Source organism: Adhaeribacter rhizoryzae (genome assembly GCF_008629685.1).
GTDB classification, from domain to species: Bacteria; Bacteroidota; Bacteroidia; order Cytophagales; family Hymenobacteraceae; genus Adhaeribacter; species Adhaeribacter rhizoryzae.
The window spans coordinates 69,118-93,238 of the sequence record NZ_VWSF01000022.1 but is presented as its reverse complement, the minus strand read 5'-3'; the positions used below and the strand labels follow the sequence as shown (position 1 = coordinate 93,238).

The 24,121-nt window shown below is 43.9% G+C and carries 18 protein-coding genes; 8 read left to right on the top strand and 10 right to left on the bottom strand.

Features of this window, described 5'->3' with window-relative positions; all coding sequences use genetic code 11:
* Positions 1-87 precede the first annotated feature (87 nt).
* Positions 88-1,047 carry a bestrophin family protein gene (locus tag F0145_RS21095; protein ID WP_150091693.1) on the top strand — a complete coding sequence of 320 codons (960 nt, stop codon included), beginning with the start codon at positions 88-90 and terminating at the stop codon, positions 1,045-1,047.
* Positions 1,048-1,071: 24 nt separating this feature from the next.
* Here the strand turns inward: F0145_RS21095 and F0145_RS21090 are convergent, their stop codons facing one another.
* The gene (locus tag F0145_RS21090) at positions 1,072-1,272 is read right to left on the bottom strand and encodes a hypothetical protein (RefSeq protein WP_150091691.1); all 201 of its coding nucleotides are present in this window, start codon (positions 1,270-1,272) and stop codon (positions 1,072-1,074) included.
* Positions 1,273-1,510: 238 nt separating this feature from the next.
* Here F0145_RS21090 and F0145_RS21085 point away from each other — a divergent pair, with 238 nt between their 5' ends.
* The 5 genes from F0145_RS21085 (at position 1,511) to F0145_RS21065 (ending at position 6,872) form a co-directional block, all read left to right on the top strand.
* The gene (locus F0145_RS21085; protein ID WP_150091689.1) at positions 1,511-1,840 is read left to right on the top strand and encodes a thiamine pyrophosphate-binding protein; all 330 of its coding nucleotides are present in this window, start codon (positions 1,511-1,513) and stop codon (positions 1,838-1,840) included.
* Positions 1,841-1,981: 141 nt separating this feature from the next.
* Entirely contained in the window at positions 1,982-2,977 is a 996-nt protein-coding gene (locus tag F0145_RS21080) for an L-dopachrome tautomerase-related protein (RefSeq protein ID WP_150091687.1), read from the top strand.
* Between the two features lie 145 nt (positions 2,978-3,122).
* On the top strand, positions 3,123-3,659 hold the full coding sequence (locus F0145_RS21075; RefSeq protein ID WP_150091685.1) for a (2Fe-2S)-binding protein: 537 nt from the start codon (positions 3,123-3,125) through the stop codon (positions 3,657-3,659).
* A complete protein-coding gene (locus tag F0145_RS21070; RefSeq protein WP_150091683.1) occupies positions 3,652-4,647 on the top strand; it encodes an FAD binding domain-containing protein in 996 nt (331 codons plus the stop codon). Before F0145_RS21075 ends, F0145_RS21070 begins: the two co-directional genes overlap by 8 nt.
* On the top strand, positions 4,644-6,872 hold the full coding sequence (locus F0145_RS21065; protein ID WP_150091681.1) for a xanthine dehydrogenase family protein molybdopterin-binding subunit: 2,229 nt from the start codon (positions 4,644-4,646) through the stop codon (positions 6,870-6,872). Before F0145_RS21070 ends, F0145_RS21065 begins: the two co-directional genes overlap by 4 nt.
* Positions 6,873-7,174: 302 nt before the next feature.
* Here F0145_RS21065 and F0145_RS21060 read toward each other — a convergent pair whose 3' ends face one another.
* Together F0145_RS21060 and F0145_RS21055 are read right to left on the bottom strand one after the other, a co-directional pair.
* Positions 7,175-8,317 carry an AI-2E family transporter gene (locus F0145_RS21060; RefSeq protein WP_150091679.1) on the bottom strand — a complete coding sequence of 381 codons (1,143 nt, stop codon included), beginning with the start codon at positions 8,315-8,317 and terminating at the stop codon, positions 7,175-7,177.
* 159 nt (positions 8,318-8,476) lie between these two features.
* A complete protein-coding gene (locus F0145_RS21055) occupies positions 8,477-9,280 on the bottom strand; it encodes a hypothetical protein (protein WP_150091677.1) in 804 nt (267 codons plus the stop codon).
* Positions 9,281-10,080: 800 nt separating this feature from the next.
* On the opposite strand from F0145_RS21055, the gene F0145_RS21050 reads away from it, so the two are divergent.
* A complete protein-coding gene (locus F0145_RS21050) occupies positions 10,081-10,713 on the top strand; it encodes an HAD family hydrolase (RefSeq protein WP_150091675.1) in 633 nt (210 codons plus the stop codon).
* A gap of 49 nt (positions 10,714-10,762) precedes the next feature.
* Here F0145_RS21050 and F0145_RS21045 read toward each other — a convergent pair whose 3' ends face one another.
* Both F0145_RS21045 and F0145_RS21040 read right to left on the bottom strand, forming a co-directional pair.
* The gene (locus F0145_RS21045) at positions 10,763-11,326 is read right to left on the bottom strand and encodes a hypothetical protein (RefSeq protein WP_150091673.1); all 564 of its coding nucleotides are present in this window, start codon (positions 11,324-11,326) and stop codon (positions 10,763-10,765) included.
* 344 nt (positions 11,327-11,670) lie between these two features.
* A complete protein-coding gene (locus F0145_RS21040; RefSeq protein ID WP_150091671.1) occupies positions 11,671-12,300 on the bottom strand; it encodes a hypothetical protein in 630 nt (209 codons plus the stop codon).
* Between the two features lie 294 nt (positions 12,301-12,594).
* On the opposite strand from F0145_RS21040, the gene F0145_RS21035 reads away from it, so the two are divergent.
* Complete coding sequence (locus F0145_RS21035; RefSeq protein WP_150091669.1) at positions 12,595-14,232, top strand: alpha-amylase family protein; 1,638 nt, start codon at positions 12,595-12,597, stop codon at positions 14,230-14,232.
* A gap of 410 nt (positions 14,233-14,642) precedes the next feature.
* On the opposite strand, the gene F0145_RS21030 is transcribed toward F0145_RS21035, so the two are convergent.
* From F0145_RS21030 to F0145_RS21010, 5 genes are all read right to left on the bottom strand, one after another.
* Positions 14,643-16,313: a glycoside hydrolase family 32 protein gene (locus tag F0145_RS21030; RefSeq protein ID WP_150091667.1), complete on the bottom strand. Its 1,671-nt coding sequence runs from the start codon at positions 16,311-16,313 to the stop codon at positions 14,643-14,645.
* Positions 16,314-16,648: 335 nt separating this feature from the next.
* Complete coding sequence (locus F0145_RS21025) at positions 16,649-18,379, bottom strand: RagB/SusD family nutrient uptake outer membrane protein (protein ID WP_150091665.1); 1,731 nt, start codon at positions 18,377-18,379, stop codon at positions 16,649-16,651.
* A gap of 21 nt (positions 18,380-18,400) precedes the next feature.
* Positions 18,401-21,526 carry a SusC/RagA family TonB-linked outer membrane protein gene (locus tag F0145_RS21020; protein ID WP_150091663.1) on the bottom strand — a complete coding sequence of 1,042 codons (3,126 nt, stop codon included), beginning with the start codon at positions 21,524-21,526 and terminating at the stop codon, positions 18,401-18,403.
* 68 nt (positions 21,527-21,594) lie between these two features.
* Positions 21,595-22,485, bottom strand: a complete 891-nt coding sequence (locus F0145_RS21015) for a carbohydrate kinase family protein (RefSeq protein ID WP_150091661.1) — start codon at positions 22,483-22,485, stop codon at positions 21,595-21,597.
* A 47-nt stretch (positions 22,486-22,532) separates the two neighbouring features.
* Positions 22,533-23,867: a sugar porter family MFS transporter gene (locus F0145_RS21010; protein WP_150091659.1), complete on the bottom strand. Its 1,335-nt coding sequence runs from the start codon at positions 23,865-23,867 to the stop codon at positions 22,533-22,535.
* Positions 23,868-24,121: the final 254 nt, after the last annotated feature.

Sequence of the window (24,121 nt, the reverse complement as noted above, 5' to 3'; positions counted from 1 at the left end):
CGCTTCCTTAATCCGGTACAAGCCGTTGCTGCATTTTAGTTGAACAAAACCAGACCAAGTGAGTTAAAGGCTTAAAATATTATTTCGATGCTGATAAGTAGAAATTTAAAGTGGAGCGTTATTTTCTTTTACACCTGGAAAAGCCTGTCCTATTATTTTACCCTGGCTGTTACTGTTTTTCTGCTTCACGATTATTTTAGTGTCTGGAAATTACATATTCCATTTACGGCTATTTCGGCATTAAGCACCGCGCTGGCAATATTTTTGGGTTTTAAAACCAGTAATGCCTACGAGCGGTGGTGGGAAGCCAGGCAAATCTGGGGCAATTTGGTTAATTACAGCCGGGCCTGGGCCCGCCAGGTTATCACCATGATTATTCCGGAAAATACCACGCAAACCCAAAGCGTAAAAGAATTACAATATCGCCTGATTTACCGCCATATAGCCTTTGTACACGCCCTACGGGTATATTTAAGAAAAAAGCATTATTATAACAAGCAGTGGCAGGAAGAGATTTACGAAGAACCCAATCAGTATTCGGATGCGCTTGCTTTTTTATCGCCGGAAGAATACAAATTATTTACAAACAAGCAAAATCCACCCAATTACCTGATCGAACTGCAGGGCGAAGATTTGCGGCTGGGTTATGACCAAGGCTGGCTTTCGGACTACCGGTTTGCGAAGCTCGATGAAACGTTAGTAGAGTTTAATAATATTCAAGGCAAAAGCGAGCGCATTAAAAACACGCCTTTCCTGCGGCAATACAGTTTCTTTTCGCGCGTATTCGTGTTTATTCACGCATCGTTGTTGCCCTTTGTTTTTGTAGAAGAATTGCGCTGGGCCAGTATTCCCATATCGGTGATTATTTCGTTTGTATTTTTAGCCTTAGATTTAATTGGCGAACGTTCCGAAGATCCGTTCGAAAACCGCTTCGAAGACGTGCCACTCACGGCCCTGAGCTTAACCATTGAAACCAACCTGAAAGAACAATGGGGCGATCCGCAGTTTCCGTCTAAAAAACACGCAACCAACGGCATTGTACTGTAAGGTATACCGGCAAGTTAAACCATGTTATTTTTCCGGTTTCCGGTTGTTGTTTTGGGTAAAATGCTGGAGTAGTTTTTCGCTGGCATCGGTCAGGTAATTGGTAACAATACCAACTACCAGGCCTACGGCAATTTCGGTTCCTTTCCGGTGAATTACCTTGCCTATTTCCTGCAAAAACGTGGGCTGGTGCTTTCGGTTTTTTTTCTTCTTTTTCTTTTTACCCATAGCCGTTAACTAAGCTGTATTCCGTTAAACGCCATACTTAAACAAAGAGATTTTAAATTCTATAAAAGCTTTAGCTGCCATATTAATTATTACGCTTATTTGGCTACTCAAAAGTTAATATTCTAAAATATTGCTTCCGGCCTAAGCAAAGGCTAATACCAACCTCGCAAAATATTCATTTTTTTTCGGCAACGCTACCGGTATTTACGTTTGTATCGATTTTAACCCAATACAAGTCATGCAAGAAAATGTAAGTGATTACCTGGTTAAAAGAATGCAGGCCTGGGGCGTAAACCGGAAATTTGGCTATCCCAGCGACGGCATAAACGGCATTATGGGCGCTTTAAACCGGGTCGAAGATCAAAACCGTTTTGTACAGGTACGCCACGAAGCAATGGCTTCTTTAATGGCTGGTGCCTACCCCAAATATCCCAAAAAAGTAGGCGTTTGTTTGGCAACTTCGGGCCCCGGTGCTATTCACTTACTAAATAGCTTGTACGATGCCAAACCAGATCACCAGCCCGTAATAGCCCTGCCGAAGGCAATGCTGCTGCGCTTAAATATTTAGATGACCCGCTGCGGCAAGCGGTAAAACAAGCAAGCTCAAAAACGGAATAATTATCCGGTACTGCAACCCGTAAACCAACCAAAATATTACCCAGAATAAATATTTCTAACTCGGTTAAATTCTAACCTTAATTGCTAAATCATGGCTCAAAAAGAACTTACCAAAATTGCTTCTTTTGAAGGAATTCAAGTTACCGGCGTTACCATAAGTCAATCCGGACGATTATTTGCCAATTTCCCGCGCTGGCACGAAAACTTGCCTTTTTCGGTGGTAGAAGTTAGCCTAAACGGCGAATACAAACCTTACCCCAACGAAGCCTGGAACACCTGGAACGGCAAACCCGAAGAAAATAAATTTACCTGCGTGCAATCGGTAGTGGCGCACGAAAATTCTTTGTTTGTTTTGGACCCGGCCAGCCCTATGATGAAAGGCGTGGTAGGCCATGCGATGTTGTACGAGTTTGATTTAACTACCGATGAACTGGTAAACAAGTGGACTTTCGATAAAAATATTGCCCCGGAAAAATCTTATTTAAACGATTTGCGCATCGACCGCGAAGCTGGCAAAATTTATATAACCGAATCGGGCGTGGGTGCTATTGTTGTGCTGGATTTAAAAACTGGCAAACCCCGGCGTTTACTCGATAACCATGCCTCTACCAAATCGGAAGATATTTGGCTGACCGTAGAAGGGGAACGTTGGGTAAAAGAAGGCGAAAAGCCGCAAATGCACGCCGATGGCATTGCCCTTTCTAACGATAAAAAATATTTGTATTACCACGCCCTCACGGGTTATAACCTCTATCGGGTACCCACCCAAGCCCTAACCGACGAAAGTTTAGATGAAAAAGCCTTAGCCGGAAAAGTAGAAAATTTAGGCAAAACCACCGCGCCCGATGGCATGATGTTCGACCACTTGGGCAATTTGTATCTGGGCGACCTGGAAAATAATGCCATTATGTGCCGCACCCCCGAAGGCGAATTAAAAACTTTTGTACAGGATGCCGAAATAAAATGGCCCGATACCTTTACCATAGATGAGCAGGATAATTTCTATTTTACCACTTCGCGCATTCACGAAATGGAAGGCGATATTTCTGACCTAGATTTTAATATTTATAAGGTTTCGCTTACATAAAATTACCCTGAACCAACCCATATACCGCCGCCAACCGTAAAGGCTTATTCTAAGCGTAAAACTTAATATTCAACTAAAAATACACTGGTAACCAGAAGAAGATAAATTCAATTTTCTTCCCGGCAAACCCTTAAAATATATGCTTATGCAGAAAACCGCTGAAAAAGAAAATTTGGAAAAAGCTTCGGTTGCTTTACCGCCCACGCACACCGTTACGCTAAAAGTAAACAACACGGAAAAACAATTGCAACTCGCCCCCTGGGTCTCGCTGCTGGATGCCCTGCGGGAATATTTAGGTTTAACGGGTACCAAAAAAGGCTGCGACCACGGCCAGTGCGGAGCCTGCACGGTTTTGGTAAACGGCCGGCGCATAAATTCCTGCCTGACCCTGGCCATTATGGAAGAAGGCAACGATATTACTACCATTGAAGGTCTGGCCAAAGGCGATGCCCTACACCCCATGCAGGAAGCTTTTATTCAGCACGATGCTTACCAGTGCGGCTACTGTACCCCCGGCCAGATTTGTTCAGCGGTGGGGTTGCTTTCAGAAGGGAAAGCCAAGAACGAACATGATATTAAAGAACTGATGAGTGGCAATATTTGCCGCTGCGGCGCTTATACCAATATTGTGGCGGCGGTACAGGACGTAATGCAGCAGAAAGGAGATCCGGCAAATGAATAGCTTTACTTATTTCCGGGCGCACGAAGTAGCCGCCGCCCTTACCGAAAAAGCTACCGCTCCGCAAGCAAAATTTATTGCCGGTGGCACCAATCTAACCGACCTGATGAAGGTAAACGTAGAACAGCCGCATCATTTAATAGATATTCGTCGTTTGCCCCTAAATAAAATTGAAGAAACCGAAGAAAATGGTTTACGCTTAGGGGCCCTCGTTACCAACGCCGATACCGCTTATCATCCTTTAGTAGAAAGCCGCTATCCTTTACTGGCAAAAGCTATTCTGGCGGGTGCTTCGGCCCAGTTGCGCAACATGGCTACTAACGGCGGCAACCCCTTGCAGCGCACCCGTTGTTATTATTTTTACGATACCGCTACTGCCTGTAACAAAAGAGAACCCGGCAGCGGTTGTTCGGCCCTAAACGGTTATAACCGCATACACGCTATTTTGGGCACCAGCGAACATTGCATTGCCGTGCACCCTTCGGATATGGCCGTGGCTTTAACCGCCTTAGATGCCAAGGTAAACGTAACCGGGCCCCAGGGCGAAAGAGTCATTCCTTTTCCGGAATTCCACCGCTTACCCGGCGATACCCCAAATATTGATACCAATTTAAGTCCCGACGAAATTATTACTGCTATTGATTTGCCTACTAAAGGCTTTGCCGAAAATAACGCTTACCTAAAGTTACGCGACCGCACTTCTTATGCTTTTGCGTTGGTATCGGTAGCAGCCGCTTTAGAACTGGAAGGCAATATTATAAAAGAAGCCCGGATAGCTTTGGGCGGTGTAGCACATAAACCCTGGCGAAAACCGGAAGCAGAAGCCCAACTAGTTGGCAAAGAAGCAAACCCCGAAAATTTTGCGCAAGTAGCCGAAACCTTACTGGCCGGTGCGCAGGGCTTCGGTCATAATAATTTTAAAATAGAATTGGCCAAACGGGCTATTGTGCGGGCTTTGTTACAAGCAGCTAAAATGGAGGAAATATCATGAGTAATACTACCACCAACTATATAGGCAAACCCGCCAGCCGGGTAGATGGCCGGGCCAAAGTAACCGGCGAAGCAAAATATGCCGCTGAATTTCCGGCGCCCGGTTTAACTTACGGCGTGGTTGTGTCGAGCGCTGTTGCCAAAGGCACAATCACTAAAATAGATACGGCCGCTGCTTTAAGTTTGCCGGGTGTTTTGCAGGTTTTTACCCATCAAAATCGTCCCGGTCTGGCCTGGTTCGATAAAAAATACCAGGATGAAGATGCGCCGCCGGGTACGCCTTTCCGGCCGTTGTACGACGAAAAAATATTATTCAGTCAGCAGCCGATTGCTTTGGTTGTAGCCGATAATTTTGAAGTGGCCCGGTATGCGGCTTCTTTGGTAGAGATTACGTACGAAACCGAACCGCACATTACCAGTATTAAAAACCGCCTGCACGAAGCTTACACACCTAAAGAATATAAATCGGCGGAGCCATCGCCGCGCGGCGATGCTGAAAAAGGTTTGGCCCAGGCCGAGATAACCCACGAAGCTGAATATTCCCATCCCAGTGAACACCACAACCCCATGGAAATGCACGCCTCAACCGTAGTACTTGCGGAAGATGGAACGCTAACCGTTTACGACAAAACCCAGGGTGTACAAAACAGCCAGAATTATATTACCCAGGTTTTCGGCTTAGCTAAAGAACAGGTACAGGTTATTTCGCCGTTTGTGGGCGGCGCTTTTGGTTCGGGATTGCGGCCGCAGTACCAGTTATTTTTAGCCGTAATGGCAGCCCTGGAACTAAAACGTTCGGTGCGGGTAGTTTTAACGCGCCAGCAAATGTTTTCTTTTGGGCACCGGCCGGCTACCATCCAGCATTTAGTATTAGGCAGCACCAGCCAAGGCGCTTTAACCGCGGTGGTACACGAAGGCTTTGCCGAAACTTCGCGGTTCGAGGATTATACCGAAAATCTGGTGAATTGGTCGGCGATGTTGTATAAATGCGATAACGTGCAACTGGCGCATAAACTCATTCAGATGGATGCTTATACCCCGCTGGATATGCGGGCTCCCGGCGGTGTAACGGGTTTGTATGCCCTGGAATGTGCCATGGACGAGCTGGCCTATAAACTAGACAAAGATCCGCTAGAGCTGCGCTTAACCAATTACACCAATATTGATTTAAGTAAAGATAACCCATTTTCGAGCAAAGAACTGAAAGCGTGTTACCAGCAGGGCGCCGAAAAATTTGGCTGGGCGAAACGGAATCCCCAGCCCCGGTCTATGCGCGAAGGCAAAACGCTGATTGGTTACGGCCTGGCCACGGGTGCCTGGGAAGTAAATCAACAAAAATCCAGCGCCAAAGCCGTTTTATCGCCGGATGGCCAGTTAAAAGTTACCAGTGCAACCGCCGATATTGGCACCGGCACATACACCATTATGACCCAGATTGCCGCCGAAACCCTGGGCTTACCATTAGCCAATGTAACATTTAAATTAGGTGATACCGCTTTGCCGCAAGCCCCTCTGCAAGGCGGCTCCTGGACAGCCGCATCCGTTGGTTCGGCGGTAAAAGCCGCTTGCGAAGGTATTCAGGAAAAATTACTGGCCCATATTCGTAACCTGAAAGAAGGTCCGCTCGCCGGGGTTCAAAAATTAGAAGAAGTTCTGTTTGCCGACGGTAAAATAATATTAAAAAGTAACCCGGCTCAACACATGCTGCTGCCGGAAGTAATGCGGCTGGCCGGTGAAAATTTTATAGAAGCAACCGTAACCACCAAACCCGAACTTAGGCAGAAAAAATATTCCATGTTTTCGCATTCGGCAGTATTTGTAGAAGTACTCGTAGACGAAGATTTTGGCACTATTCGGGTAACGCGGGTGGTGAGCGCCATTGCGGGAGGCCGCATTATTAATCCTAAAACTGCTCGCAGCCAAATATTAGGCGGTATTGTTTGGGGCATGGGCATGGCTTTGGAAGAAGAATCGGTAATGGACCAGCCGTACGGCCGCTTTATTAACCACGACTTAGCCGAATACCACGTACCCGTTAACGCCGATATTCATGACCTGGAAGTAATATTTGTAGAAGAAGACGACGATATTGTAAATCCGCTCGGCGTAAAAGGGCTCGGAGAAATTGGGATTGTGGGTACCGCGGCGGCCATTGCCAATGCCGTTTACCATGCCACCGGCAAGCGGGTTCGAGATTTGCCTATTACCCTTGATAAATTAATGTGAGTTCGAAGTAAAAGGATTACCAGTATTAGACTAAAGTAATATTTTAAGCGCTAACTATTTATAAACGCACTAATGTAAAAAAACCCGGTAAGGATTAAAGCTTACCGGGTTTTTAGCTTATACTACTATCAACTGGAAAATGTGCTTAAATCTAATTTCGGTCATCCTGAGCCTGTCGACGGATCTATAACAGCATTAAAAATAAAACTTAGATCCTTCGACAGGCTCAGGATGACCAATAATGTAAGCGCATTAACTAATCAATATTCGTATTATCCAGCTTTAAACAAGTGATGTTTATTTTACTTTTTCGGGGGATCAATATTATTTTCGGCGGCTAATTGGCTTTTTACCTGCTCGTCTTGTTTTCTGAGTTGCGGGTGCCGCATAGGCGAATGCGATGGCCGTTCGTCGCCGAGCAAAACGCCCCACTGCTGAAAATTATTGGTCCGGTCGAAGATAATTTTTAACACCGCAATAACTGGTAAGGCCAAAAACATACCCATAATTCCGGCCACTTTACCGCCAATTAAAAGGCCAATAATTACCGCCAGGGCATTAATTTTAACTTTAGAGCCCACAATACGCGGCATCAGAATATTATTATCCAGGAACTGCGCCACGGCAATGGTAATTAATACCGTAAATATTGGCCATAAATCCGGCGAAGAAGCCAGCGTAAGCAGCACCCCAATAATATTACCGATTAAGGCACCCACGTACGGAATCAGGTTTAAGAAAGCAAATATTACCCCAATGAGCAAAGCATGTTTAATCCCGATTAAGAGTAAAGCCCCTCCTACCAGCACGGTCATGTACGTTACCTGAATAAGCAGCCCTGTGAGGTAGCTTTTAATAATACTTTTAATTTCCGACAATGCTTCTTTTACCCGTTCGTGGCTTTCGGGCGGAAACCATAGAAAAATAAACCGCAGCAGCAGGTTTTGGTAAAACAAAAGCAGAAAAGTATAAAGCGGTAGTAGCGCAAAAAATACAATTACCGAAACGGCCGATCCGGCGGCGCCCGTGAGCATGTTTACCCCATTATTCAGCAGGCTATCGCTTTGCTCCTTTATAAATTTTAATTGCTCATCCGGCGAAAAATTGGTTTTGGCATTTATCCAGGCACTTAGCGTAGACAAATGGTGGGTAATATTTTGGCGAATGGTGGGCAAATCGGCGGCCAGGTTGCTGGTTTGGCTCACTAAAAACCAGATAATTACTCCAAAAACCAGGAGCATGACCAAAATATTCAGGCCAATGGCTAATACTTCGGGGAAACGATGCTTGCGCAGAAAATAATAAAGCGGCAATAACACCAAACTTAAAAAGAAAGCCAGCAGCAAAGGCGCTAAAATATCCCGGCCAATGGCCATGGCCCAAACCAAAAAAAACAGGCCCAATAATTCAATTGCTCTCCGGACCGTAATGGGCATGCTTTTCATAGCGACAGACGTTAAAATTAAACCTATATTTAACTTTGCTAATTGCTCATACGCAAAATCTGAAAAATAGAAGTTTAATAATTTCTGGCTGCTTGCTTCCGGTTAATTCTTTAAGCAAATTCAAGTTTAAGATGGGGCTATAAGCTTAACCGCTACTAACTATTTAGCCGCAGCAATTTTATTCACTTTGCCCGGTACCCGCTGAAACACATCTTCGAAATGGAAAACAGCTTTACCGGTAGCATCTTTTACAATACCGCTCCAATACATTTTGTCTCCTTCTATACGCTGGGTAATTTCAATTTTATCTGATTTATTTATTGGGAAAGAAGCATATTCCATTACCGGGTATATTTTATTTCCTTGCATGGTATAGGTACCGGCCATCCGGTTCTCAACTTTTTTATCACGGGTGCTGGTACGTATCCAGTGGGTAGGCGTAATTATCTGAAACCGGGTGGCAGTGGCATTGGTATGCGATTGTTTTTTGCTATCTACCCCCCAATACGTAGAAGATAACTGGTTCCAGGTACCAATACCCGGATTGTTCGGATAACTATTAGCTGATTTAACTTTAACAAAAGTATGATTAACCGGATATTTTAGCGAATCCGAAACAATAAAAGTGCCTTTACAGTAAAATTTGTCATTTTCTACCTTATAATCATACGCTGCTTTCATCTTTTTATAAGGCTCCAGATTTATTAAATATTCCGTAAAATCATCGGTTTGCAGATTCTCAATATATTTATTGCCTTTAAGAGAATACGTACCGCCACCGCCCATACTAACCGTATCAGCGTTTAAAGGCCGTATTAAAAACATAACATGAGTAGGTGTAATAATTTTTATTTCTTCTACCTTATCGCTGGTTTCAACCCAAGTACCCACCAGCGGGTTTTGAGCAAAAACAGGTAAGGCCCCAATTAATAACATAGCAAAAAATAGCAGTTTAGCTTTCATAATAAATTTGGTTCTAAGGTGAATAATGCCGGAAAGGTTTAAATATTTAAAGAAGCTTACGGGTAACTATACTGGCGCCAAAACGAATTATGGTTATTACAATTAATTAATAATGAAAGTCTGCTATCATAAATATTTAGCCCAGGTAGCTTTTGCCCTATAGCTATATTCGTTCCCAGCCAAACCGAAAAGAAACCCGCTAATACAGGTTTCTGAATTAATACATTAATGAGGGAATATAAATAAGTTCTATCCGAAGTTAGCTATCCAATCAGCGCCTTATCAAATGCTTAAAGCAAGAATATTCTTGTAATTAAATTAATATTTTAGTTTGATTATTTTAAGCAGATTTATCTCAATAATATTATATTAAATGTAATATTATTACCGTACAAGTAAAAATTTTTATGAAATTATTTACAATAATTATAACAGTAATATAAACAGGTCTTTTCAACCAAGCTTGGTTATAGTATATCGTCAGAAAAATATTTGCATTTTCAGCTATCCTAAGCACAATTATCTACCCGAAAACTTTATACTACTCTGGCAGGAATAAACATCTTTTGGTAATTAATTTTAATTTCTGATAAACTGAACAGCCTGATAAATAATAGGCTTTTCCAAGGCTTTCACTGATTTTTGCAAAAGCAATTCCGGGTAGTAAAGGTTGTGGCTTATGGCGGTTATTAAAAGACGAACCCGCTGCCGTTATTTTTTGCTAAACACCCACCATTATAGATAAATATTGCCTGCTGAGATTTATATAAATATTGGTATCCTTGCAAAAAAGTAAATATATGCTTAAACCCGACAGCCTGATTTTTGACATGGACGGCACCTTATGGGACGCCAGCGAAACTTATACTGCCGCCTGGAACGCAGGTTTTAAGGCAATGCAAATTAACAAAACCATTAGCCGCAGCGATTTGGATTACATGATGGGTTGGGAAAGAAGAAGGGTACTGGAGCACACTTTCCCGGATTATCCGGAAGAAAAAAAAGAACAGATTTACGATGCCATTGTGGCGGCTCAGGATAAATTATTGCCCCAAACTGGCGGCCGCTTATACGAAGGTGTTTCCGCAGGAATTGCGCAACTGGCTACCAAATACAAGTTATTTATTCTCAGCAATTGCCCTGTAAATACCATTAACCAGTTTTTAACCTATACCGGCCTCACCCCCTATATAACCGACCAAATGGCACACGGCGTAAACAATATGCCCAAGCACCATAACATTAAATTACTGCAAGAAAAATATGCTTTACAAAACCCGGTTTACGTTGGCGATACGGAGCCGGACCAGGTGCAAAGCGATTTAGCCGGAGTGCCTTTTGTGTTTGTAGAGTACGGCTTTGGCCAAACCGAAAAGTATGCCTTAAAATTTAGCCACTTTACCCAGTTAACTACCTATTTCATGGCTTTATAACCCTAAACCTATGCGCTACATTCACGCTGGCTTAACCGTTAATTGTGTATTATTGAAAGACATCGTACATTAAAATTTTACCTTCCGATAAAGTTACGGTTTCGTTTAACCCATTTCTAAAAGTAAGCTCAAAAGTACCAGACAGATCGCACATGGGGGTTTGTTGGGTACACAAGCATAAAATATTAAAAGCGGGCCGCGGACCGCAAGCGGTTTTGGTAAAAGTTATATTTCCCGATTGGTAATAATATACTTTTTCGGGTGGTAAAGGGCTGCCATCCGGTGCCACGGCAGCTAAATCAAAAGTGCAGTTCTCCCGCGAATTTACAAAGGGCATCTGGTAATTTTTCGGAACAATAATCCCACAAATATCCGAACCTACTTTCCGGATATCGAACTGAAACGGACTGGCCGAGACGGTAGTGGTATTCTGTATATTAAAATTATTGTTGGCAAAACTGTTGCCTTTAAACTCATCTGGGCGCAGGGTATAAACAACGCCATTCATTTTAAAACTCAGATAATTACGCTTTGGCGGTTCCGGTTCTTCGCCGCTGCTGCAAAACTGAAATACCCAGCTACAAACCATTAACAAACACAGTGCTTTTTTCATAACCCGAAATATTATGATTTAAAAGTAAAAGCATGGGAAATGCCGGAAACTAAAATTGGAATAAATCAGGAATTTCCTTTAATATTGCCGGCGACAGAAATTGCCGAAATTAATCTGAGAAAAACAACATCACTAACCCCGCCTAAACTTAGGCGGGGAACTATTTACCTTTATCCCAAATAGTTAATTCCGCTAAGTGGTAACGTTAGCTGTAACACTTACCAGGTTTTTAGGCAGATTATTCTTAGCCAAACAAAAATATACAGGATTAATTTACAACAATTTATATAATTACGAAAGGTTCTAACGGGCTAATTCATAAATATTTACCTGCCAATATTTGCTTACGCTTTAGTTTCTTCCAGATGCACTAAATAGCGGGTAAGTTTATCCCACTGCAAAGCCTGGAAACCAGCCCAACCGCCTTCGGCTACCAAGGTATTAACCACGGCCCGATTACCGGCTTCGGCGCCCTGGTTATTGGGGCGTTCGCCCCTGCCAATTTCGGAAGCTTTAATTACAGTACCCTGGCGTTCCACCCGAAAGGTGCTGCTGGCTTCTTTTCCGAAAAAATGTTTTACTTCTTCGGTATTATCGGTAAGCGGGGCTGGTGCCGGACTAGGGCTTACTACAAATTCGGCCAAATTTTCTTCTTCATGAATATTGGTTACCGTAACCCAGTTTTCCGGGCCTGGGCCGGGCAATATTATTTGTACAAAATCGCCCACTTTAGGGTTTGCCTCTGCTACCTGGTTGCCCTGCTCATCAAATAATATAAAAGTAGAATTAATGCCCGGCAGCCCCGACCAATTATTTACGCCAAATAATTTCTGTTTAGAACGCGCAAAAGCTTCTGTTGCACTGCTTTCATCGGGGTAAGTGTTTTCGTTCGAAAACTCCGTATTCTTCACTTCTTCGCCCCGCAGTACATCAATTTCTTTCTTTACTTTATTAATAATATTATCTAAGCCCATGATTGCAACATATTTAAACCGTAAAATGGTACGGCCTAATATTTTAAATGTTCTTAAACGCTGATAAAAAGCAAGTAACGGCTTCTAAATAAATTACCTAGGCGGGTACTTGTTCTAATATAATGGTTCCGCAATAACCTCCCCATTGCTTCCCCGTAAACTTTCGGATTAACAATTTCCGGTAAAATTTTGAAATCGGTTAGCTGGCACAGAAACCTGGCTGACCGGCAGAAACTAAAGGAAATATTATTACGCCGGCAACGGCACTAATTAAATACAGAACAGCAGCAAAAAATGGATGAACTTTGGTACAAAGAGGCAATATTCTACGCCATAGATGTAGAAAGCTTTCAGGATGGCAACGGCGACGGCATCGGCGATTTTAAGGGGCTTACCAGCCGGCTCGGTTACCTCGAAGATTTAGGTGTTACCTGTTTGTGGCTGCTGCCATTTTTTACCAGCCCCAACCGCGACAATGGCTACGATGTAAAAGATTATTATTCCATCGATAGCCGCCTAGGTAATTTACAGGATTTTTCAGATTTTATTGCCGCCGCCAAGGAGCACAATATTCGGGTTATTATTGATTTAATTATTCACCACACTTCCAACGAACACCACTGGTTTCACGCGGCCAGTAACGACCCCAGTTCTAAGTTTCATAAATATTACATCTGGAGCGAGGAAAAACCCGAAAAAACGCCGCCGCCTAGTTTTCCTGGTCAGGAAAACGACGTTTGGACTTACGAAAAACGGGCCGGTGCTTTTTATTTTCATCACTTCTACAGTTTTCAGCCCGATTTAAATATTGACAACCCCGATGTGCAGCACGAAATTATGTCGATTATGGAGTTCTGGCTGGCCTTTAAAATTGATGGTTTCCGGGTAGATGCCGCTACTTTTATTATGGGCGACAATGGCGTGAAAGAAGACGAAATCCGGAACCCGGTTGGCTTTCTGAAAAAACTACGGAAAACCGTAACGAACAAAAACAAAGAAGCTATTTTACTCGCCGAAGCCGATGTAGAACCCCAAAAAATTCCGGACTTTTTCGGGAGAGGCGATCGGTTTAATTCCTTGTTTAATTTTATTCTGGATAATTATTTGTTCCTGGGGCTAGCCCGCGAAGAAGCTCAACCCATTGCGGAAGCCCTAAAAATCCCCATGCCGCCTAAAACCTGCCAGTGGACTAATTTTTTACGAAACCTGGACGAATTAAACCTGGGCAAACTGACCGAAGAAGAACGGCAGGACGTGTTCAAGAAATTTGCTCCGGAAGAAGATATGCGCATTTACAACCGCGGCATTCGGCGGCGCCTGGCACCCATGCTGAACGGTAACCGCCAACACCTGGAAATGGCTTACAGTTTATTATTTTCGTTGCCCGGTTCTCCCCTATTAATTTACGGCGATGAGATTGGTTTGGGAGAAGACCTGGCGCTGGAAGGGCGCACCAGCGTCCGGATACCGATGCAATGGAGTGCCGGTACCAATGGCGGCTTTTCTACGGTTCCGGCTAAAAAATTATTCCGCGCTCCCCTGCTGCAAGGGCCGTATGGCATTAAAAAAGTAAATGCCGAAAGTCAGCAACAGGACGAAAATTCTTTACTCGCGTGGATGAAACGGCTAACCCGGATGCGCAAACATTGCCGGGAAATTGGCCGGGCCCCGGCCAACGTACAAAACACCGACAATCCGCACGTGCTGGTTTTAACTTACGAATTCGAAGGCAACGCTTTGTTAATTGCGCATAACCTGTCGGGCAAGCCTGTTCGGTTTAAGCTAAAAAGCCGCCGGTACCATGCCCGGCAATTAGTAGATATTTTCAGCAACCGCACATATGAGCCCACAACCGAAGAAACCACTCAGCTAGATTTAGATGAATACGGTTACCGCTGGTTCCGGGTAAACCGCTTAAAAACAGAAGCCTAAACCTAGAGGTTGATATCACAAGAAAATTTATCTGAATGAGATAGTCCTTATTTTAAACTGTTTTCCAGAAGGGTTACCTATAAATATTATTCCAGAGCTTAGCAATAGCACCTAATACTCATATTAAACAGGATTTGTACTTATAAAACAATAAAATAATTATAACCTAATATCCACCCACCACGGTCATTCCGGAGGAATCTTATTAGCAGGTAGCCAATAAGATTCTCTTGGAATTCTTAGAATTCTGCAGAATGACCGTGGTGGAAGGTACATCCTTTGCATTATTTAAAAGTGCAATATTGATTTGATTAGGGTATAATATTTTATAAAATATTAAGGCTTTTGCTAAGCTCCGGTTAACTAAAAGGTATATTTTAAATTCCTTAAAATTGCAAGCACTATTAGCCTTACTCGGCCTTGTTCCAGATAGATTTTAGTTCGGTTACAGTACCGGCATTAAGTTTTACCTGGCCTTTGTTCGGTATTAAGCGCAACCGGGTAAATTTTTCATCCGGGAAGAATATTTCGGTCATTACGGTTTTTCCGTTATCGGCAAATAATTCTACCGACGCTACATCAACCAATAATTTTACCAGGAATTTACTGCCGGTGGCAATGCGGGGTGCGTAATGGATGCCGGCAAAATCTTTAGAAAAACTGCTTGGTCCAGATTGGGTGCGATCGATGTAATACCGGTTGCCAGCAGCATCGTAGCCAATTAATATTCGCTGGTTTTTAGAATTAGCCAATTCCACGGCAAACCCACCGACACCGCCCGCAAGTTCCAGTTCTAAGTTGGTTTCGAAGGTTGGGGTGTTTAGCGAAAGTTTTTCAGAAATATTTAAAGCATCGGTTACGGTTTGGGCGGTTAGTTTGTGGGTAGTAGCGTAAATATTCTGTAACTCTTTTACGGGCTGCGATGCCACGCGTAAACCGGCCGGCGTATTTTCGAGAGTTAGGGTGCGGGCTACGGTGGTGGCGCTGCGCCAGTTTTGGGTAGGCACCTCGTTGGCGTACTGCCAGTTACTCATCCAGCCAATAAATAAGCGGCGGCCATCCGTTTCTGGCACATTGGCCCAGGTAATGCCGGCATAATTATCTTTGCCGTAGTCCAGCCAGATACCTTCGCCTTTTTTAACGGTGCCTGGTGTAGTGCTCTGTCCGGTTAACTGCGCTTTAAAATTATTATCCAGCACAAAGTTTTTACCATCAAACTCCCCCACAAAATATTGCGTACCGGAGCCGCCGTTGGGTGCGCCCGGGTTAATATTTACAATCAAGATCCACTTTTCTTCGTTGGTACCCGCAATAGGCAGTGTAAATAAATCCGGGCATTCCCATACGCCGCCGTGTCCGCCAATATCCGCGCCAAAATCACTTTCTTTCGTCCAGTTTAATAAGTTTTTAGAAGAATAAAAGCTGATATGGTCCTTAACTGCTAAAGTCATTATCCATTTTTGCCCTTTGTCGTACCACGATACTTTTGGGTCGCGGAAATCTTTAATGCCGGGATTTTTTAAGACCGGGTTGGCTTTGTATTTAGTCCAGGTGCGGCCATTATCCAGGCTGTAGGCAACGCCCTGGGTTTGGTAATCGTTGCGACCGGCTTTTTCACCTTCGGCATTGTGGTAGGTATAAATAGCCACCATGGCCGGGTTATCTTTGGTACCCAGATCAGAAGTATTATTTTTATCTATTACGGCACTTCCGGAAAATATCGTACCCAGGCTATCGGGGTATAAAGCAATGGGCAGGTGCTCCCAACTTACCAGGTCTTTACTCACGGCGTGTCCCCAGTGCATCGGTCCCCAAACGGTACTATCGGGGTTATGCTGGTAAAACAAATGGTACTCGCCATTGTGGTAAACCATACCGTTGGGGTCGTTCATCCAGCCGGCAGGCGGCGTAAAATGAAACTGGGGCCGGTGCAACTCATCAAAAGTAGCCGCTGTTGCTTTTCCGGCTTCGGCCTGGTTTTTATCCGTGGTGGTTGTATTGTTTCCTTCTGAGGAAGTTTGTTTCGAACTGCAACTATAAAGCAGCCCGCATAAGGCAATTCCTAAGGTTATTTTTTTCATAAGTAAATTAAGGGTTAAGTAAACCGGAAAGCAAAGCGGATTCTGAGATTCAGTTAGCTTTCCGGTTGGTTGATTTATTTGTTGTTTTAATATTTTCCTCTTTCAAATTAATTCCACAATCAATCTGCTGCGGAATTTGGCAACATTCATCGTAGCTATTCCTAAATATTATAACTGAGATAATGCAAATTTTATTAATCGGCAACGTCTAATCCAAAGGTGTCATTCAGGAGGAAACTTGTTAGAAGGTCACAAACAAGTTTCCTCCTGAATGACAATAAATTATTCCTTTATGAGCATCCTTTTAACCTGATCTTAGTTTTTCGTTATGTTGGTTAGTACCCCGGATTTTGCACATATAAACCTTTGGTAAAATCAATTTCTCTCTGCGGAATCGGGAAATATTCGTCTCTGCCTTTGGTAAATTTAGCCGCCGACAAAAACGTTTTCCTGGTTTTTTCTACATTCAGGTAAGCGTTCAGGGTTTCGGCCGCAATACCCCAACGTACCAGGTCGAAAAATCGCGGACTCTCCATCGCGAATTCCAATCTTCTTTCCCATTGTAAAGCTTTGCGGGCATTTTCCTGGTTCCAGGTGATATTTACGCCGTTTACATATTCATTAATATTATAGTTAGAGGGACTGGTACCATTAGCCAGTTTTGTCCGGTTGGTACTGTTTTTAGCCCTGGCTCTTATTTGATTAATAAGGGGTAAAGCTTCAGCTTGGCGGCCTAACTCAATAAGCGCTTCGGCTTGCCAAAGCAGCACATCGGCATACCGGATAATATCGATATTTTTAGCGCTGCCGTAAAATGGCCCGACCTTTTTGAAACTGGAACTGGTAGCTTCCTGCTGTTCTTTCATGTTGCCAAAGCCTCCGTACAATTCCGGAATCCGCTCCCAACTGTGGTTGTAAATAACACTTGGGTTGTATTTAAAAGGGTGGCCCTGCACACCAACGGTATGATCCAAGCGGGGATCAACAGGTTTGCCGGTTGGGGTAAGATCGGCATCGGTTACAACTTCGTTATTAAAGGTATCGAACTGCGGAAGTCCGGTGGCGGTGGTTTTAAAGGCGTTTACCATGTTCTGCGACGGAATATGAAACCAGCAGCATCCATATTGCGGTGCCAAACTGTAATTCAGGCTCGTAGCCATACTGAGCCGGCCTATTTCGGTTCCATCATTTATGGAAAACTGAACCGCAAATACAGATTCTGGCCCGTTATCAAATCCGTACAGAAAATTTTCGGCAAAATCAGGCTGCAACCGGTATTTATTAGAATTGGTAACCTCGGTTGTTAAGGCTACTACTTCGTTTAATCGTTGCGGGTTAATGCTGGTTACCTTATGGTTTTCATCCTGCTGGTAAGCCTGGTAAAGCCGCACCTTCGCCAGATAAGCTTTAGCCGCTAATTTATTGGCACGGCCTACCTGCGACTGGGTTTCGGGCAGGTTATCAATGGCAACTTGAAAATCTTCGGCAATTTTATTCCATAATTCATCATTGGTATACTGCCGGTTAGATACTTTTAATATATCTTCTTCCGAAAGGGTTTCATCAATGTACGGGATGTTCTTGAATAATACTTTCAGCAGAAAATGCATGTGCCCTCTTAAAAAACGTAGTTCGCCCTGGCGCACCTTTTTATTTTCAAAATCTGCATCGGTTAAGCCATTAAGTGCCTTTAAGGCAAAATTTGCTCGCGAAATAGCCCCGTAAGCGCGGGTCCAGGTGTTGTTAGCATTACCAATGGTGGTAGGCGTAACCAGGTTGTATTGTTCATACGTGTTGTATTCGCCCACATCGCCCACACTACCGCCACCTTTATAAGCATCGTCGGAGCGCACACTGCCGTAGGCCCACATACTGGTAATTGGTCCATCCCAGAAATCGTTGCCAATGGCTGCGTAGGCGGCAGTTACTAATTGGTCTACTTTATCTGGGGTGGTGAGCTGATTGGCGGTGAGCGTTCCTTTTGGTTCGTATTCCAGGTAATCTTTACAGCCAACAGATAGAACTAAGGTGGCGGCTATGAATATTTTATATAGATTCTTTTTCATGATTGTAAATGCTGTTAGTAATTAAAATGCGACGTTTACGCCTAAGGTGTAAGAGGTAGGTTGTGGCCAGTTGCCAAAACCACCAATTCTTTCGGGGTCTTTACCTAAATATTCTTTGCTTTTGATGGCAAACAAGTTTTGGCCAATCAGGTAAAAGCGCAGGGTTTGCATTTTTACTCTTGAAGTAAGCTCTGCTGGCAACGTATAGCCTAACTGCACATTCCGCAGTTTGGCATAAGAGCCATTTATCATAAAGAAATCTGAAGTCCGGTATTCATCGTTTTTATTCACCAGCGATAACATTGGGGTGTTGGAACTGGTATTCTGAGGGGTCCAGGCATTCAGTACTCCCGGTCCGTTGTTCTGATTTACCGTTAAGAAGGAGTTAAATTGTCGGGCAGGGTCAAAGCCAGTTTTGCCGGCTACACCAGAACCAAAAACAGACAAATCAAAGTTTTTATAAGCGACATCTACTCTTAAACCATATTCCATGCTCGGTAACAAAGTTCCTAACCAATCCCGGTCCGAGGCATTAATTACGCCATCATTGTTAAGGTCTACGTAGCGGATGCGGCCTACATCTTTTCCGGTTTGCATAGCGTGGGCATCTACTTCGGCTTGGTTCTGGAATATACCGTTGGTTTTATAGCCAAATACCGCCAGTTGCGATTGCCCGATGATGGATTTTTCGACACTACCGGGGTATGCCGTACGCACTTCTGCCGGCAGCTCGGTAATTTTATCTTTAAAGTGAGCGGCATTGCCCGTGATGCTGTAGTTTATACCCCCTGGCGTGGTATTCTGGTAGGTCAGCAACATTTCCCAGCCTTTATTGCTTTTGGTAGCACCGTTCAGCCATTTTACTCTGCCTTCGCCAACTGCGCTGGCAACTGGAGGTTGAATTAATATATCTTCTGTTCTGCGGGTGAAATAATCAAAGGAGCCGGATAACTTTTCGTTTAAAAAACCAAAATCTACCCCCACGTTTAACTCATTAGTTGATTCCCATTTCAAACTTTGGTTTTCACCCTGAATCTGAACATAACCCGAAGGTAAGGTTCCCTGATTGGCACCGTTCAGATCATAGGCAGTTCCGGTGTTTAAATGGTCGCCTATTCTGGTACCATAATTTGGCTGGTATAACCCGTATCTGGCAATATTGCCAATTTCCTGGTTACCCACCCGGCCTACCCCGGCTCTTAGTTTTAAGTTGGAAATAGCACCAATGTTTTTGAGAAATTCTTCTTCGTTAATCCGCCAACCCAAGGTAAAAGCCGGGAATAAACCAAATTGGTTTTCGGAACCAAACCTGGAAGAACCATCGCGACGCAACGTAACAGAGGCTAAATATTTTTCGCCGTAGGCATAGTTAACTTTTCCGAATAAGGAGAATAAACGATAACCGGTAACCATACCATTATTGGTACTCCGGCCGGTACCGGCATTTAGTACATAATAATTTTCGTCTTCGGTGGTAAAACCTTCCCGGAAAGCGCCAAAACCCTGAAAGTCATTGCGGATAGCTTCGGTACCAGCCAAAGCATTGATGCGGTGCTGACCAACTTCAAACTGGTAATTAGCCGTATTGGCCCAGGTTAAAGTAAGTTCATTGCCCTGCTGTAGTGATAAGCTGTTAATATCTCTGCCCAAAAAGCCTTCCTGAAAAGCCGGCTCAATATTTTTGAATAAGGAATTTGAATAATCTGCTCCTAAACTAGTTCTAAATACCAAACCCTTTTTGGGTGTAACTTCGGCATAAATATTACCAATGGCATTTAAGCGGTTATTCTTGTCCCAGCGGTTCAGGTATTGCATATGCACCGGATTATTGCGGTCGGAGTAACCAGCTCCAATCGGGCCGGCATAGGTTCCATCGGTTCTGAGCACGGGTAAAGTAGGGGCCAATGTAACGGCTAGTTCGGTAGTAGGAACCCCGCCCAAATCGTTTACTTGTAAAGTTTCCGATGACCGGGATAATTGCAGATTTTCGCCAATTTTAACTTTGTCGTTCAGGAAAGTGGTGTAGGCATTAATGCGGGTGCTGTACCTATCGAAATTGGTATATTTCAGCATGCCGGTATTTTTAAAATACCCCAAGTTAATAAGCAAACTGCTTTTATTTGTTCCGGCTGTTAAGGTAAGGTCTTGTTGGGTAACAATGGCTCTTTCGTAAGCGGCATCCTGCCAATCGGTATTACCGGCTGGCTGCAGCGGATCGCCGCCTACAATAGGCACAATATTTACTTTATTCAGGACTGGGTTATTAAAATCATTGTTCCAGTCGTAGGTATAAAGGGCGGAAGTTGGGTTAGTTCGGTCGTTAACAGCACCCTGCCAAAGGGCACGGCCCCGCTCTTCGGCAGTTAGCACATCTTCTCGCCAGGGCTTTTCGGATTGTACCGATACATTGGAATTAAACTGAACCGATATTCTTTCCTGTCCTTCTTTTCCTTTCCCATCTTTGGTGGTGACGATGATTACGCCATTAGAAGCCCTGGCACCATAAATAGAAGCGGCCGATGCATCTTTTAACACCTGTACCGAAGCAATAGAGCTAGGGTTTATACTGGCGAACACCTGCGCATCTTTAGTCGGCACGCCATCTATCACATAAAGCGGATTGGGATCACCTAAGGTATTTAAACCCCTGATTAATACCCGGCTGTTGCCGCCGTTGGGCTGACCGGTTGCCTCCACGTAAAGCCCGGGTACCCGGCCTTGTAAAGTACGCATGGGGTTCCCAGCCGGAATATCTTTTACCTGGGTCAGGTTTACCACGGCCACTGCACCAGTTAAATCGGCTTTTTTCTCGGTTTGGTAACCGGTTACTACCACTTCTTCCAAAGCTTTGGCATCGGGCTGCAGGGTAATATTTAAGGTAGTTTGGTTATTAACGGGTACCTCTTGGTTGGTATAACCAATAAAGGAAACCACTAATACGGCATTGGGATTAGGCACCGACACCGAAAAGGTACCATCGGCATTGGTGGTGGTACCGGAAGTGGTTCCTTTTATGGCAAGGCTTACGCCGGGCATGGGTTCTCCGATTTCGGAAGTTACCTTCCCGGATACGGTTATGCTGTTCTGGGCGTACAGGATTTGCGCCGCCCCGAGAAATAGCATAACTAAGTAAAAGATTCTTTTCATGTGTTTAAGATTTAGAATAGTAATTATTAGGTGGTAATGCTAAAATTGAAGATTTGAAAAATCAGGAATTAGGAAGCTATTTCGGCAAAAGAAGCTTCCAGATTTTGCGGGTCGTATGCGGGGGTAGCACCTTTTTGGGAAGCTACAAAAGCACCAACCAGACAGGCTTTTTGCAAACAGGCTGCGATGGGTTGCTCCTGGAGGTAAATGCTGAGGAAAGTAGCCAGAAAAGAATCGCCACTGCCAATGGTGTCTTCTACTTCTACTTTGTAGCCCTGATGTTGGAAGTATCCTTCGTCGGTCAAAACAGAAGCTCCTTTTTCGCCGCGGGTTAAGATTACCATTTGCAGCCCGAACTTTTCGCGGATATAAGCCATCTGCTGCTCTTCGGTTCCGGCCCGGCCAAACCAACCCATAATTAATTCCAGTTCCTGGTTGTTCATCTTCACGATGTCGGCAAACTGCAGCAGGTGCTGAATGCGCTCCGGGTTATAGTGCGGCGGCCGCAGATTTACATCAAATACTTTCGTTTTGGCGATAGGCAAATATTGCAACAGCGTTTCGCGGGTAGTTGTGCTGCGGGCGGCGAGGCTACCGTACACAAAAACATCGCTTTGGGCTACCACCTGGGCTACTTCCTCCTCGTATTGAATGTAATCCCAGGCCACTGGTTCTACTATTTTGTAGCTGATTTCATTCTTATCATCTACATTCACTTTTACCACGCCGGTTAAATGCGTTATGCCAATCTGGATGCATTCGGTAGAAACTTCTTTCTTCTTTAAAAAATCTAACAGCGCATCGCCTAAATCGTCGGTACCCACCCGGCTAATAACAATGGGGTTGTAATTATTGTATTTTAAATGAATGGCTACATTCATGGGGGCACCACCCGGCATATGGCCGCTGGGCAGCATATCCCACAAGGTTTCCCCAAAACAGATTATTTTGTAATTCATGATTATTAATAAATAAGGGTGGAAAACTCAGATGAATAATTGAATAATTAGTGCATGACAACAGTTTGCCCGATTTGCTCCAGCGAGGTGCCTTTGGTTTCGGGCATTAAGCGCCACACAAATATTAATTGCAGTACCATCATGCCGCTGAAAACCAGGAAGGTGTTGCCGCCGCCGAGCGTTTCGGAAATGTAGGGAAAGGTAAAAGCAATTAAGGCGGCCATAATCCAGTGGGTAAAACTGCCCAAGGCCTGACCGGAAGCTCTTACCTGGTTGGGGAATATTTCGGAAATAAATACCCACAGCACGGCACCTTGCGAAAAAGCAAAAAAGGCGATATAAACAAAAAGGTAAATCGGAACAGAAAAGGAATCGAACTCTTCGAGATAAAAAGCTTTGGCTACCAGGCTAAGCGTTAAAATTAAACCCACCGAGCCGATGAGCATGAGCGTCCGGCGGCCAAAGCGATCGATGAGGTTAATGGCTAGCAACGTAAACAAGAAGTTGATTAAACCAATACCAGCCGAAGATAAAAGAGCTGAGCTTTTGCCTAAACCGGCCATTTCGAAAATGCGGGGAGCATAATAAATAATGGCATTGATGCCCGAAGCCTGGTTGAAAAAGGCAAATAATACTGCTAATGTAACCGGGGTAAAATATTGCTTCGAGAACAAAGAAGTCTTCATTTTTTTTCCTTGCTCATCCTGCGCCGAGTTCTTTATTTCAAAAATTATTTGCTTTACATCCATGCCCGGATTAGCAATGGCTAACGTTTTTTCGGCCTCGGCTACTTTGCCTCTTTTCAGAATTAACCAGCGCGGGCTTTCCGGCACAAATAATACCAGCACCAAATAAATAAAGGAAGGAACGGCTTGTATGCCCAACATCCAACGCCAGTCGTTTTCGCCAATACCGGCAAACGCATAATTAGACAGATAAGCTACCAGGATACCAAATACAATATTAAACTGGAACAAAGCCACCAGTTTACCCCTCGATTTGGCTGGTGCAATTTCCGAAATGTACATAGGTGCGGTTACCGAAGATACTCCCACCCCAATGCCGCCTAAGAAGCGAAAAATTAGGAAAGTATACCATTCCGGGGCCAGCGCCGTACCCAGTGAAGCAAGCAGATACAAAACCGCAATACCGAAGAGGGTAGTTTTACGCCCGTATTTATCTGAAGGAATACCGCCTAACAAGGCACCCATTACGGTACCTATAAGCGCGATGGCAACTGTAAGGCCGTGTTCAAAAACATTTAAATGCCAGAGTTGCTGAATTGATTTTTCGGCTCCCGATATTACTGCGGTATCGAACCCGAACAGAAAGCCGCCTAGCGCTACCACCACCGACCAGAAGAAAACCTTTTTGTTAGCCATTTTTTGATTTTGTTTTTATCAAAAGTAGGCGGTCTGTCAGCGGAAGGAGTTAAGGATCATATCAAATAAAATTAAACTTTGATACATGCCTCAAAAATACAATAACTATCTGTTTATCAATTATTTAAATTAATTAACCTTACACCAAAAATTAAAATTTGTAACATGATTTTAAATTTTGATACAGACATAATCTTGTATTATTCTGTTTTAACTTTAGATTTTGCTGGCGATAGCTTGGGAAAAGAGGAATC

Excerpts from the sequence above, each read along its gene's own strand:
- F0145_RS21095 (WP_150091693.1), top strand. The coding sequence starts at position 88 with ATGCTGATAAGTAGAAATTTAAAGTGGAGCGTTATTTTCTTTTACACC.
- F0145_RS21090 (WP_150091691.1), bottom strand. The coding sequence starts at position 1,272 with ATGGGTAAAAAGAAAAAGAAGAAAAAAAACCGAAAGCACCAGCCCACG.
- F0145_RS21085 (WP_150091689.1), top strand. The coding sequence starts at position 1,511 with ATGCAAGAAAATGTAAGTGATTACCTGGTTAAAAGAATGCAGGCCTGG.
- F0145_RS21080 (WP_150091687.1), top strand. The coding sequence starts at position 1,982 with ATGGCTCAAAAAGAACTTACCAAAATTGCTTCTTTTGAAGGAATTCAA.
- F0145_RS21075 (WP_150091685.1), top strand. The coding sequence starts at position 3,123 with ATGCAGAAAACCGCTGAAAAAGAAAATTTGGAAAAAGCTTCGGTTGCT.
- F0145_RS21070 (WP_150091683.1), top strand. The coding sequence starts at position 3,652 with ATGAATAGCTTTACTTATTTCCGGGCGCACGAAGTAGCCGCCGCCCTT.
- F0145_RS21065 (WP_150091681.1), top strand. The coding sequence starts at position 4,644 with ATGAGTAATACTACCACCAACTATATAGGCAAACCCGCCAGCCGGGTA.
- F0145_RS21060 (WP_150091679.1), bottom strand. The coding sequence starts at position 8,317 with ATGAAAAGCATGCCCATTACGGTCCGGAGAGCAATTGAATTATTGGGC.
- F0145_RS21055 (WP_150091677.1), bottom strand. The coding sequence starts at position 9,280 with ATGAAAGCTAAACTGCTATTTTTTGCTATGTTATTAATTGGGGCCTTA.
- F0145_RS21050 (WP_150091675.1), top strand. The coding sequence starts at position 10,081 with ATGCTTAAACCCGACAGCCTGATTTTTGACATGGACGGCACCTTATGG.
- F0145_RS21045 (WP_150091673.1), bottom strand. The coding sequence starts at position 11,326 with ATGAAAAAAGCACTGTGTTTGTTAATGGTTTGTAGCTGGGTATTTCAG.
- F0145_RS21040 (WP_150091671.1), bottom strand. The coding sequence starts at position 12,300 with ATGGGCTTAGATAATATTATTAATAAAGTAAAGAAAGAAATTGATGTA.
- F0145_RS21035 (WP_150091669.1), top strand. The coding sequence starts at position 12,595 with ATGGATGAACTTTGGTACAAAGAGGCAATATTCTACGCCATAGATGTA.
- F0145_RS21030 (WP_150091667.1), bottom strand. The coding sequence starts at position 16,313 with ATGAAAAAAATAACCTTAGGAATTGCCTTATGCGGGCTGCTTTATAGT.
- F0145_RS21025 (WP_150091665.1), bottom strand. The coding sequence starts at position 18,379 with ATGAAAAAGAATCTATATAAAATATTCATAGCCGCCACCTTAGTTCTA.
- F0145_RS21020 (WP_150091663.1), bottom strand. The coding sequence starts at position 21,526 with ATGAAAAGAATCTTTTACTTAGTTATGCTATTTCTCGGGGCGGCGCAA.
- F0145_RS21015 (WP_150091661.1), bottom strand. The coding sequence starts at position 22,485 with ATGAATTACAAAATAATCTGTTTTGGGGAAACCTTGTGGGATATGCTG.
- F0145_RS21010 (WP_150091659.1), bottom strand. The coding sequence starts at position 23,867 with ATGGCTAACAAAAAGGTTTTCTTCTGGTCGGTGGTGGTAGCGCTAGGC.